The following is a 12,392-nucleotide window of genomic DNA, read 5'->3' on the forward strand; positions in this document are numbered from 1 at the left end:
GCCAACCACTCCAGAAGTGCCGACCACGCCCGAGGTGCCAACCACTCCAGAAGTGCCGACCACGCCCGAGATGCCAACCACTCCAGAAGTGCCAACCACAACCGACTTGCCAAACGCACCTGACGCTCCTCGCACGCCAGTCGTGCCTAACGATATGCCCAAACCGAAACCGCCGGTGCCCAAGGCGCAAACCCTGAGTAAAGGCGCCAACGCCGCCGTGGCCAGTCAAGCCGCCGGTGCCGCGTTGATCAGTGCCCAGATGAACGCCACCACGGCGCATTTCGCTGAGCTGCGTTCCGGTAAGGACAAGGGTGGCGTCTGGACCCGCACCTATGGCGCCAAACAACGCCTGGATACCGGCACCAGCCGTGCTTTCACGCAACAACTCAACGGCCTGGAAATCGGTGCCGACACCGCCGTGTCCCTCGACGATGGCACGCTTTATGTGGGTGGTTTGATCGGCGAGGGTCGTGGCCGGCAAGATTTCGGCGAGGCCAGCAAAGGCACGATCGACAGCACCACGCTCGGCGGTTATGCCAGCTACCTGGACCGCAGCGGGCTGTATGTCGACGGCGCACTGAAATACAGCTACCTGGACAACACCATCAACATCACCAGCAACATGGGTGACAAGGTCAAGGCGGACTACAAAAATCACGCGGTGAGCGCAGACGTTCAACTCGGCAAACACATCGAACTGGGCCAGGGTTGGTTTACCGAGCCCCAAGTCGGGATGCAAGTCGCGCACATCAGTGGCGGCCACTACACCGCAAGCAACGGCTTGAGCGTCGAGCAGGATTCGATGGTCTCAGTGCAAAGTCGCGTCGGCGGGACATTGGGGCGTGATCTGCAACTGGCAAACGGCGTGGCCGTCAAACCTTATGCCAAGGCTACCTGGGTCACCGAGCATGCGGGTGACAGTCACGTGAAGGTCAGCGGTGCGAAACTCGACAGTCGCTTGCCGGGTTCGCGTGCTGAAATGGCGGGCGGGGTCATGGTGAAAGCGGCGGACAAACACAACGTGTTCGCTGAAGCGGGCTACACCAAAGGCAACAACATCAAACAGCCTTGGGCGGCGACCATGGGTTATCGCTACAACTGGTAATTCACCGTAAGGCGGTAGCCGCTGGCGAAGATTTCGGCAGCGGCTACAGGCAACTTCACAGCGCGCGTTTCGGCAGTCTCCAATTCGGCCGAATGAAGTGACAGGTGTAACCGTTGGGCACTTTTTCGAGGTAGTCCTGATGTTCCGGCTCTGCCTGCCAGAACGGGCCGGCGGGGACGATTTCCGTCACCACCTTGCCAGGCCACAGACCGGACGCATCGACATCCGCCGCCGTGTCCTCGGCTACATCGCGCTGTTCTTCGTTGAGATAGAAGATCGCCGAACGGTAGCTGGCGCCAATGTCGTTGCCCTGACGATTGGCGGTCGAAGGGTCGTGAATCTGGAAGTAGAACTCCAGGATCTGGCGATAACTGATCACCGCCGGATTGAATTCAATCTCGATGGCTTCCGCATGGGAGCCATGGTTGCGGTAGGTGGCGTTGGGCACATCACCGCCCGAGTAACCGACCCGGGTAGACAGCACGCCGGGGATTCGTCTGATCAAATCCTGCATGCCCCAGAAGCAGCCACCGGCCAGGATCGCGGTTTCGGTTTGCGTGGTCATAGCGTTCACTCCTCAGTATTCATTGATTTGATCAGGTTGTTACGCAGCTTCACGATTGCTTTCTGCATCTGCGTGAACTCGTCCTCGGTCAGGCCCGTCGCGCCGGCAAGGCCCGTTTCCGGGCGGCCTTCGCGCAAGGCTTTGCCTTCTTTGGTCAGGTTGATCCGCACCTGACGTTCGTCCGCGGGGTCGCGCTGGCGTTGCAGGTAGCCCATCGCTTCGAGCTTTTTCAGGATTGGCGTAAGTGTGTTCGACTCCAGAAACAGCTTTTCACCCAGGCTGCCGACGGTCTGGTCATCTTCCTCCCACAACGCCACGATGGTGATGTATTGCGTGTAGGTCAGGCCGAGTTTTTCGAGGATCGGCTTGTACGCCTTGCCGAAGGCGAGGTTGGTGGAATAGACCGCAAAACACAGAAAGTCAGAGAGCTTGGGGCTCGCGGGTGCCGCTGGGTTGTCGGGTTTCATCGGTGGCCTCATTCGTCAAAGACTGCTGTCGTGCAAGGCTGAAATATACCTCGTGTGCGATGGTGTCGTAAGAGCGATAAGCTCCAGTTGATCAGCGGCAGATGGCGGGTTCGGCGCACAACTCGAACCCGCCGGGCCGGACATCACGCTGTGAGCACGTTCAAGTCCACGTCGATGTTGCCCCGCGTTGCTTTCGAGTACGGGCAGATTTGATCTGCGGTGTGGGCCAGTGTCCTGGCGATGGCGTCCGTCAGGCCGGGCACGCGCAGGGTCAATCGCGCCTGAAGGAAGTAATCCTGGCCGGTCTGACCGACATCGACTTCAATGTCGACGGACATATCTGCCGGCAGCACCACGTTCATGTCATTGGCCACCAGCCCGACGGCGGCGGTGTAGCAGGCCGACCAGGCGCCGGCGAACAGTTGCTCGGCAGTCGGGTGTGGCTGGGTCGCGGCGAACACGTGCGCAGGCGTGGCGTTGCCAGGCGACGAGAGCGCGATATCGAGGCTGCCGTTATGGCCGCGCGAAGTGTGGCCGGTGCTGCTGGCGGTGGTGTGGGTTTTGCCGGTGGCCAGGACTTTTGCAATCTTGCTCATGATGATTCCCTGAGAGTTTGGTGGTTTGTGTTTCGCGTGCGCTTACATCGCATGCGATATATGTGGGGTTTTTAGAGACCAATATCTGGCTCGGTTACACGGTTCTTCAAGCCGTGATGACGTTCAAGGCCACGTCGATGTTGCCGCGTGTCGCTTTCGAGTACGGGCAGATCTGGTCAGCGTTGTGTGCCAGTTCCGTCGCGACCTCGTGGGACAGGCCGGGTGCACGCAGCGTCAATCGAGCCTGAAGGAAATACGCCTCACCGGTCTGGCCCAGGTCGACTTCGATATCCACCGCCACATCTTTGGGCAGTTCGACGTTCATTTGCTTGGCGGCGAGGCCGACGGCGGCGATGTAGCAGGCCGACCAGGCGCCGGCGAACAATTGCTCGGCTTTAGGGTGTGGCTGGGTGGCTTCGAACACATGCACAGGGGCTGCATTGCCGGGTGACGAGAGCTGGATGTCGACGGTTCCGTTATGGCCACGGGACGTGACGCCGGCCGCACTCATTTTGGTGTGGGTTTTGCCGGAGGCCAGGACTTTTTCGATCTTGCTCATGGGATGAATCCTCAATGTTGCAGTAAGTTTGATTTCTGTGTCGCATGCGTTTGTATCGTGTGCGATGGAATAATAATCGCGCAGACCCCGATTGGTGTCAAGGTGTAGCAGGGCGCCTTCGCGACGAGTGGTCAAAAACGAAAAAGCCCGCATAAGCGGGCTTCGGATTTCGAGTAGGTGGCCAGTGCTGGTATCTGGCTTACAAGGTTTATCAGGACTCTGACAGAACAGTGTTATGTACTTCTGCTTCACACGGCGTAAGGGCTGGATCTCAACGCGGAGATCTTTCTAACCGTGTACCCTTCGGGACGTGCCCCACGTCTCCTTGCTATCCGTTTGCGCATCAGTCTGCGTCTTCACCTACAACTTCAGAATAGCAAAGCATGCGCGGCGTAAAGCGCGCTTTTTAGACCGATTCCATCCTTGCAAAAGCACCGCAGGACGGAAAAATACTATCGGTACAGCCTGCCCCAAAAGGCAGGCTGTCGCAGGACGCAGAATCAAACCAGATTGGTTTCAACAAATCTGCTGGTCGTCATTCAAACCTGCACGAGAGTTTATTCAGCAAGCAAACGAAAACCGGGAAAGCGAGTTCTTTTTCATGAAGATCAAGAACGTCTTTCCCGGTTTTCTGTGAAGCGCTTTTTTATGAGTGAGTCAGGTCTGGCGTCACTTGATTAGTAGAACCGATCAATCACCCGAACTTCGTTCTGGTTTTGCAACGATGCCCATGCCTGTTTCAGCGTTTGCAGAACATTACCAATGAAGTCCTTGTCGGCTGCGGCTTTCTTGCCGACATAGCCCTGGCCGCGACGGTACATCTTCAGTCGGGCGAGCAGGTTCTGGTTGTTCTGGTCGAACTCCGCTTCATGAGCGTGAGGCGACAGGCAGTCGATATGAACCTGGCCCGATTTGCTGATCCACAGAATGTGGCTGTCGAGGCTGTCTTTTTGCGCCGCGAACATACGAGCCAGTTCATCGATGGTTGGTTGATTGTTCAGATTCATAATATGCCCCTTGACCATTTGGTGATTTTTCAAAGTTGAGTCGCTAATACAAGTAGCCCATCGGTTAGTTGATCCCTGGCACCGAAACCAGGACGTCAGCGGTCGGCCGTTGAATTCAACGGGGTCCCGCGTCTGCTGCATGTAGTCGTGTTGAATAACTGCTACGCGTTAGCGTCACAACGAAGAGAAGCAGCGAAAACCTGGAGGCCACTGCCGATTTTTCAGGGTCGGCCACAAGCTTCATGAGGATTGATCGCCAGCGCTTCTCGTCCTTGTACTGGACGTTCGGGCCAGGTCAGCTTCTTCAATCTGCCTTGTGGGCAGCGTGTATCCGGGAAAAACAGCTCGGCGGTCAGACGAGCTTGCTCAAACATGTTGCGGTACTCCCGATCGGGGAGATGTCTGCATCATGCAAGGCCAAATCGGAGGCGTCAACCATTATGTAGTGATTATTTTTAGGCACTACATATTGTCTGACAAAACGGATTGGAATGAAAAAGGGAGGCCGGACACGCCCGTCAGGGCGACGGCTGCGGGCATTGGAGGCGGTAGAAGGTGCAGGGATAACCGTCTACGGGCCGCTGATGCAGGGTGAATTGATCGCCTGTGAGATGAGGCATCACTTTGGCCCAGAACCGCCGTGCAGCCGGGTTCGCATCGAGATGAAAAATCTGCCATTGACCGGGGAATTGGCTCAAGAGGGTGGAAGCGACAAACTTCGCGACTCCTTGGCCACGGAAACGTCGACTGACAAAAAAGTAGCCGATATTGTACTCGGCACCCTCGATGTGGGTGTCGTGATCCACGCTCACGAAACCGGCCAGCTCACCGTCCACCCTGATCAGGAACGGCCGGGTCGCGGGGTTGCGCCAGTAATCCGTTTTCGGCTGGATGCTGAAAAAACCATGCTCACCCAGTTTCAGTGGCAGCCATTCGCTGAAGTCGTACACGTAGAACTGCATCAGGTTTTCGAGGGTGTCGAAGTCGTCGCGCTGTGCGGCGTGCAGTTCTATCGAAGGCATTTGAGGGCGCTCCAGATCGCGCAGGGCCGTCCATGGCCTTGTCAGGATCACTCAGTGCGGCGCGAAGTCGTACTTCCCGCCTTTCTTCAATGCGGCGATGTAGGCCGGGCGCGCCTGGAAGCGATCGACCCAGGCCGCTACATGAGGGTAGTTGCCCAGCTTGCCCTGGGCCCTGGCGATCTCACCAATGAAGCTCATCTGGATATCGGCGGCACTGAACTCGTCACCGAGCAGGTATTCGGACTGGCTCAGTGCGGTGTCGAGGTAGCCCAGGTAATTGGCCACTTCCGAATTGATGCGCGGATGCAGCGGTGCACCGGCTTCACCCAGGCGTCCGACATACAGGTTCAACATCAGCGGCAGCATGGCCGAGCCTTCGGCGAAGTGCAGCCATTGGACGTATTCGTCGTAGGCGGGGGTGGACGGATCGGGTTGCAGGCGACCCTGGCCATGGCGGCGAATCAAGTAGTCGATGATCGCCGCGGACTCGATCAGCGTCTGCGTTGCGTCTTCAATGACCGGCGATTTTCCCAGCGCATTGATCGCTTTCAGTTCCGGTGGCGCGAGATTGGTTTTCGGGTCGCGCTGATAACTTCTCAGCTCGTAAGGAATAGCCAGCTCTTCCAGCAACCAGAGTATGCGCTGGGAACGGGAGTTGTTCAGGTGATGCACGATGATCATAAATAAGATTCCTGTAGATACGGTCTTGAGCCTCACCGGGCAATCGCGTTTTGTCAGGCAAATCCCAGACGCAGCCTCGCGTTGCTCGTCAGCTGCTACGGGGAGGTTGGTGAGTCAGAGCTGTTGAGGGGATTTGTAGCAGCTGTCGAGTGAAACGAGGCTGCGATGTCTTTTCAAAAACAGGCGGTCGCCGGGTTTGAAGAACAATAGACCATCTTGGTTCATTCGAAGTGCCATCACGCCTTGTTTGCCGGTTTCGCGGGGCGTTTGCTGCCCGTAGAGGGTTTGCGCTTCGCTGGTTTGCGTTTGTTCTTCCATGGCGCAGCGCCACGCCCGGCCGGGCTGGCCGGCCCGCTGATGGTCAGGCTCAGACCGGCACAGCGGGCGACTTGCTTGCTCATCCACGCCGCCTGTTTGGTGACGAATTCTTCCAGGCTCATTTCGCCGCTCTGCACCATGTCCAGTGCCTGTTCCCAGATCGCCGTGGTGCCAGGGTCGGCAATCGCACGCGGCACGGCATCGATAAGGCTAAAGGCCGCCGGGGTGGCGGCCAGGGCTTTGCCGTTCTTGATCAGGTAACCTCGGTCGAGCAGGCCTTGAATGATCGAGGCGCGTGTCGCCTCGGTGCCGATGCCGGTGGTGTCCTTGAGTTTCTGTTTGAGCAGCGGATCTTCCACCAGTTTGGCCACGTTCTTCATGGCCTTGATCAGGTCGCCTTCGGTGAACGGTTTGGGGGGCTGCGTCCACAGGTCCTTGAGCTTTACGTCGGCGACTGCGCAATCCAGCCCTTCGGCCAATGCCGGCAGGGTTTGGGGCGCGGGCGCCTCGCGGCCCTTGGCGGGGGCGAGGGCTTCTGGCAGGGCACGTTTCCAGCCAGGCTCGACGATCTGCTTGCCAACGGCGCGCAGGGCTTCACCGGCACAGTTGAAATCGGCCTGGGTGCGATCGTATTCATGATTGGGCAGGAACTGCGCCAGATACCGGGCGCGGATCAACGTGTAGACCGCCCGCTGTTTGCCCACCAGTCGATCCAGATTCTTCGCCGCTGCCGTCGGGATGATGCCGTGGTGAGCCGTGACCTTGGCATCGTTCCAGGCCCGCGAGCGCCGTTGCGGTTCCAGGTGATCGTTCAGCGCGTTCAGGGACGGATCGGCCTGGCGCAATGCGGCGAGAATGCCCGGGGCTTCGCTGTGCTGACTCAGCGGCAGGAAACCGCAATCGCTGCGCGGGTAGGTGATGACCTTGTGGGTTTCGTAGAGCGCCTGGGCGATGTCGAGGGTTTCCTGGGCGCCGAGCCCGAGCTTCTTCGAGCAGACTTCCTGCAACGTCCCCAGATCGAACGGTAGGGGCGCCACTTCTCGCATTCGCTCGGTGCGCAGCTTGATCACCCGTGCACTCGCGGCGTTGCCCATCGCTCGGGCGGCGTCTTGCGCCAGGGACTGGTTCAGGCAGCGGTCCTGATCGTCGCAAGCGTCGGATGCCGCGCGCCACTGTGCGGTGAACGCCGTGCCTTCGTGTAACAGCTGCACGTCGATGGCCCAGTAGGCCACAGGGACGAAACCGGCAATGCTGCGATCGCGATCCACCACCAGTCGCAACGTGGGCGTCTGCACCCGACCCACGGGCAATACGCCTTGATAACCGGACTGACGGCCCAGCAACGTAAACAACCGGCTCATGTTCATACCGATCAGCCAATCGGCCCGGGAGCGGCCCAACGCTGAATGATAAAGGCTGAACGTCTCGGCCCCCGGTTTGAGCGCGGCCAGTGCCTTGCGGATTGACGCATCGTCCAGCGCTGACAGCCACAACCGGCGGATCGGCCCGCGATAGCGGCAGTGCTCCACCAGTTCGCGGGCGATCATCTCGCCTTCACGGTCGGCGTCGGTGGCGATCACCAGCTCATCGGCCTCGCCGAGCAAGCGTTTGACGGCTTTGTACTGGCTGGCGGTGCGTGGCTTGACGGTCATCTTCCATTTCTCGGGAATGATCGGCAGGTCCGCCAGTACCCAGCGTTTGTAACGCGCGTCGTAGGCGTCCGGCGGCGCGGTTTCCAGCAAGTGGCCGATGCACCAAGTCACCGTGATGTCTGTTCCCAGCCAGCAGCCATCGCCCCGACGCTTGGCGCCGAGCACAGCTGCAATGTCTTTGGCCTGGGAAGGTTTTTCACAGAGGTACAGCCGCATAACCACCATCGTTCATCAAGTAGGCAAGAGGCGCACAGAATGGCCGGTGATGAGCAATCGATCAATCATTATCTGTATGGATGTACAGCAATGCGTTGCTGCCGTCGAAACGCCCCGTTCGGCTGCGAGGCCGTAGGCAAGGCGAATTTTGGGTTATACCTGACAGATGGGGTCTCAGGTGTCGGGACCGCTGCGCGACCCATCGCGGGCAAGACGGATCGCCGCACTGCACGCTCCCACAGGTTTATCACCGTCATGAGGAACGTATTCCATGAAAAGCTCCGCTCCTAGTCCTGTCATTACCATCGCCGAGCAGCCGGGCTGTCTGCTGGTGAAGTTTCATGGCATTCAGGTGGCCGCGTCCGCGCGCGCGCTGGTGCTCTTGGAGGCCAATTACCCACCGGTGTATTACGTGCCGCGCGAAGATATCGACGAAAAATATTTCGCCCGCACCGACCACACCAGCTATTGCCCCTACAAGGGCGATGCCAGCTATTTCAGTTTGCAGGTCCCGGGACATGAAGGCGCGAATGCGGTTTGGAGTTATGAAGACCCCAAAGTGTCCGTTGAGCAGATTCGCGAATATGTGGCGTTCTACCCGGATCAGGTGAAGTTCGAACTACTCGACTCTGAGGTCTGAGGGTCGTTTTCCCAAAGGTTCGTGGCGAGGGGAGCCCCTCGCCACAACGTCCCGTCAGTTTTTATCGAGATCCACGTTTTTGGTCTCACGCAGACAGATCATTCCCACCACCAGGCTCACCGCGGTAATCACTACCGGGTACCAGAGCCCGTAAAAGATATCCCCGGTGTAGACCACCAACGCGAACGACACCGTCGGCAGGAACCCGCCAAACCAGCCATTGCCGATGTGATAGGGCAGCGACATCGAGGTGTAGCGGATGCGCGTCGGGAACAGTTCGACCATCAGCGCCGCCAGTGGGCCGTAGCACATGGCCGAAATGATGATCAGGATCACGATCAGCGCGACGATCATCGGCTTGTTGATTTGCTGCATGTCAGCCTTTGACGGATAGCCGGCGAGGGTCACCGCACCGCGCAGGGCCGCTTCGTCGAAGCCGTCCAGCGTCACGTCACCGACACTGACCTGCACGCCACTGCCCGCAGGTGCGGCGGCGCTGGCGTAAGGCAGGCCTTGCTTGACCAGAAAGGTTTTGACCTTGTCGCACGGGCTGTCAAATTTCGCCTTGCCCACCGGGTCGAACTGGAACGTGCAAGTGGCCGGGTCGGCCAACACGGTAATCGGCGCCTGGCGGCTGGCCTGGTCAATGGCCGGGTTGGCGTAATGCGCCAGGGATTTGAAGATCGGGAAATACAGTGCAGTGGCCAACAGCAGGCCGATCATCAGCACCGGCTTGCGCCCGACCTTGTCCGACAGCCAGCCAAAGAAGATGAAGAACGGCGCGCCGATGATCACGCTGACGATCAGCAGGCCGTTGGCCAGGGCCGGGTCCATTTTCAGGAACTGCGTCAGGAAAAACAGCACGTAAAACTGCGCGGCATAAAAGGTCACCGCTTGCCCGGCGTTGATGCTGAACAGGGCAATCAGCACGACTCTGAGGTTTTCCCACTTGCCGAAGGAATCGCGCAGGGGTGATTTGCAGAGTTTGCCTTCGGCTTTCATTTTCACGAAGGCCGGCGATTCATGCAGGCTCAGGCGAATCCAGGTCGAGATGCCCAGCAGGATGATCGAAAACAAAAACGGAATGCGCCAGCCCCAGACTTCGAACTGGTCACCAGTGAAGTAGCGGCAGCCGAGCACCACCAGCAGCGACAGCAACAGGCCAAGGGTCGCGGTGGATTGAATCCAGCTGGTGTGGAAACCGCGTTTGCCCATCGGTGCGTGTTCTGCGACATAGGTGGCAGCGCCGCCGTATTCACCGCCCAGGGCCAGACCCTGAAGCATGCGCAGCACCACAAGGATGATTGGCGCGGCGATGCCGATGCTCGCGTAGGTCGGCAGCAAGCCGACGCAGAAGGTCGCCAGGCCCATTAGCACGATGGTCGCGAGGAACGTGTATTTACGCCCGATCATGTCCCCCAGGCGTCCGAAGACCAGGGCACCGAAAGGCCTCACCACGAAGCCCGCCGCGAAGGCCATCAACGCAAAAATGAACGCCGTGGTGTCGTTCACCCCGGCGAAAAACTGTTTGCTGATCACCGCCGCGAGGGCGCCATAGAGGAAAAAGTCATACCACTCGAAGACCGTCCCGAGCGATGAAGCGAAGATGACTTTGCGGGTGTCGTGGCTGATCGTCTCGACCGGCACAGCTTCCAGAGATTGAACATGTTCTGACATATCGGTATCCCTTACAGTGATTGTTTTTGTTGTTCCACTGGTGTTGCGTGTTCCTTGCTGGGGTGAAGCTTAATGTCCGTGAACCAAGCGCTAACTTTGGGGTAGCTCAATCCCCTGTGGGAGCGAGCCTGCTCGCGATGGCGGTGCATCAGTCACCGTAGATGTTAAATGTCAGTCCGTCATCGCGAGCAGGCTCGCTCCCACAGGGATTGTGTTGTCGTTGGATTCGAGTATTAGCTGTGCCGCTTTTTCAGCAATCATCAGCGTCGGCGAGCAGGTATTGCCCGAGGTGATGCGCGGCATGATCGAAGCATCGGCAATGCGCAATCCAGGAATGCCATGGACCCGCAACTCGGCATCCACCACCGCATCCGCGTCGTTACCCATCCGGCAGGTGCCGACCGGATGGAAAATGGTGGTGCCGATCTGTGCGGCGGCTTCGTGCAATTCTTCTTCGGTCTGCAAGCGCGCACCGGGCAGGTACTCGACCGGGTTGAACGCTTGCAGCGCCGGTGCGGCGACGATGCGGCGGGTCAGGCGAATGGCGTCGGCGGCGACACGCAAGTCCTCCGGGTGGCTCAGATAGTTGGGCTGGATCAGTGGCGCGGCTTTCGGGTCGGTTGAGCAAATGTCCACCCGGCCACGGCTGTGCGGCCGTAGATCGCAGACCGAAGCGGTAAAGGCGGGGAAGGGGTGCAACGGCTCGCCGAAGCGTTCCAGCGACAACGGTTGCACGTGGTATTCGAGATTCGCCGAGGTCTGTTCCGGTCCTGAGCGAGCAAACGCACCGAGCTGACTTGGCGCCATCGACAGCGGACCGCTGCGGTCACACAGGTAGCGCAGGCCCATGCCCATCTTGCCCCACACGCTGCCAGCAATCTGGTTCAGCGTGCGGGCGTTTTCCAGTTTGTAGATCAGCCGCAGTTGCAGGTGATCCTGCAGATTGCCGCCCACCCCCGGCAGCTCATGGGCCACGCCGATCCCCAGTTTTTGCAGCAGCGGGCGAGGGCCGATGCCGGAGCGCTGGAGGATGCCCGGTGAGCCGACGGAGCCGGCACACAAGACGATTTCCTTGCGCGCCTTGAAGGTTTTCGCCTGACCTTGGTAGCGTGTAATGACGGCTGATGCGCGGCCGTTGTCGAGCGACACGCGGTCGACTTCAACGTCGGTCAGCACCGTGAGATTGGCGCGGTGGCGGATCGGTTTGAGAAACGCCTTGGCTGCGTTCCAGCGGACCCCGGCCTTCTGATTGACCTGAAAATAGCCACAGCCTTCGTTATCGCCCTGGTTGAAATCATCGATGCTGGCGATGCCGCTTTGCTCGGCGGCGCTGCGGAAGGCATCGAGAATCGGCCACGACAGTCGCTGACGCTCGACCCGCCAGTCGCCGCTGGCGCCGTGAAATTCGGAGTCGCCGGCAAAATGGTTTTCGCTCTTCTTGAACAGCGGCAACACGTCGCTCCAGCGCCAGCCCGGATTGCCGTCCGCGGCCCAGCTGTCGTAGTCGCCGGCCTGGCCGCGCATGTAGATCATGCCGTTGATTGAAGAACAGCCGCCGAGCACTTTGCCGCGCGGGTAGCTCAGGGTGCGCCCTTGCAGACCGGGTTGCGCCTGAGTCTTGAAGCACCAGTCGGTGCGCGGGTTACCGATGCAGAACAGGTAACCCACGGGAATGTGAATCCAAGCATAGTTATCGCGGCCGCCGGCTTCGAGCAGCAGCACTCGGTGTTGCGGGTTGGCCGACAGTCGATTGGCCAGCAAACAACCTGCCGGCCCGGCACCGACCACGATGTAGTCGAACTCATCAAGGGAAGTCTGCATCCCTGACCTCTTATTGTTGTTCTTGTTGTCAGTCATCCTAGTTGTTAGCTTTCGGCAAAAGAATGT

Annotated in this window: 13 protein-coding genes; 2 read left to right on the forward strand and 11 right to left on the reverse strand. The window is 59.2% G+C overall.

Features of this window, described 5'->3' with window-relative positions:
* The coding region (locus PMI22_RS13365) for an autotransporter outer membrane beta-barrel domain-containing protein (RefSeq protein ID WP_007946250.1) at positions 1–1,105 on the forward strand (1,105 nt) is incomplete at its 5' end.
* 55 nt (positions 1,106–1,160) lie between these two features.
* On the opposite strand, the gene msrA is transcribed toward PMI22_RS13365, so the two are convergent.
* From msrA to PMI22_RS13325, 9 genes are all read right to left on the reverse strand, one after another.
* Positions 1,161–1,670, reverse strand: coding sequence for a peptide-methionine (S)-S-oxide reductase MsrA (gene msrA / locus PMI22_RS13360; protein ID WP_007946251.1), 510 nt, complete (start codon positions 1,668–1,670; stop codon positions 1,161–1,163).
* Between the two features lie 5 nt (positions 1,671–1,675).
* Positions 1,676–2,137: a MarR family winged helix-turn-helix transcriptional regulator gene (locus PMI22_RS13355; protein WP_007946253.1), complete on the reverse strand. Its 462-nt coding sequence runs from the start codon at positions 2,135–2,137 to the stop codon at positions 1,676–1,678.
* A gap of 143 nt (positions 2,138–2,280) precedes the next feature.
* A complete protein-coding gene (locus PMI22_RS13350; protein WP_007946254.1) occupies positions 2,281–2,733 on the reverse strand; it encodes an Ohr family peroxiredoxin in 453 nt (150 codons plus the stop codon).
* A 106-nt stretch (positions 2,734–2,839) separates the two neighbouring features.
* On the reverse strand, positions 2,840–3,292 hold the full coding sequence (locus PMI22_RS13345) for an Ohr family peroxiredoxin (RefSeq protein WP_007946255.1): 453 nt from the start codon (positions 3,290–3,292) through the stop codon (positions 2,840–2,842).
* A gap of 677 nt (positions 3,293–3,969) precedes the next feature.
* Entirely contained in the window at positions 3,970–4,299 is a 330-nt protein-coding gene (locus PMI22_RS13340) for a hypothetical protein (RefSeq protein ID WP_007946256.1), read from the reverse strand.
* Positions 4,300–4,520: 221 nt separating this feature from the next.
* Entirely contained in the window at positions 4,521–4,673 is a 153-nt protein-coding gene (locus PMI22_RS31380) for a hypothetical protein (protein WP_007946257.1), read from the reverse strand.
* A gap of 144 nt (positions 4,674–4,817) precedes the next feature.
* Positions 4,818–5,321: a GNAT family N-acetyltransferase gene (locus PMI22_RS13335; RefSeq protein WP_007946258.1), complete on the reverse strand. Its 504-nt coding sequence runs from the start codon at positions 5,319–5,321 to the stop codon at positions 4,818–4,820.
* 51 nt (positions 5,322–5,372) lie between these two features.
* Entirely contained in the window at positions 5,373–6,002 is a 630-nt protein-coding gene (locus tag PMI22_RS13330) for a glutathione S-transferase family protein (RefSeq protein WP_007946259.1), read from the reverse strand.
* 236 nt (positions 6,003–6,238) lie between these two features.
* Positions 6,239–8,188 (reverse strand): DNA topoisomerase III, encoded by a 1,950-nt coding sequence (locus PMI22_RS13325; RefSeq protein ID WP_007946260.1) that lies wholly within the window; start codon positions 8,186–8,188, stop codon positions 6,239–6,241.
* A gap of 271 nt (positions 8,189–8,459) precedes the next feature.
* Between PMI22_RS13325 and PMI22_RS13320 the strand changes: the two genes are divergently transcribed.
* Positions 8,460–8,828, forward strand: coding sequence for a DUF427 domain-containing protein (locus PMI22_RS13320; protein WP_007946264.1), 369 nt, complete (start codon positions 8,460–8,462; stop codon positions 8,826–8,828).
* Positions 8,829–8,882: 54 nt separating this feature from the next.
* On the opposite strand, the gene PMI22_RS13315 is transcribed toward PMI22_RS13320, so the two are convergent.
* Together PMI22_RS13315 and PMI22_RS13310 are read right to left on the reverse strand one after the other, a co-directional pair.
* The gene (locus PMI22_RS13315) at positions 8,883–10,505 is read right to left on the reverse strand and encodes an MFS transporter (RefSeq protein WP_007946265.1); all 1,623 of its coding nucleotides are present in this window, start codon (positions 10,503–10,505) and stop codon (positions 8,883–8,885) included.
* Positions 10,506–10,676: 171 nt separating this feature from the next.
* A complete protein-coding gene (locus PMI22_RS13310; RefSeq protein WP_007946266.1) occupies positions 10,677–12,326 on the reverse strand; it encodes a GMC family oxidoreductase in 1,650 nt (549 codons plus the stop codon).
* Positions 12,327–12,392 lie beyond the last annotated feature (66 nt).

The organism is Pseudomonas sp. GM21, assembly GCF_000282215.1.
Taxonomy (GTDB): Bacteria; Pseudomonadota; Gammaproteobacteria; order Pseudomonadales; family Pseudomonadaceae; genus Aquipseudomonas.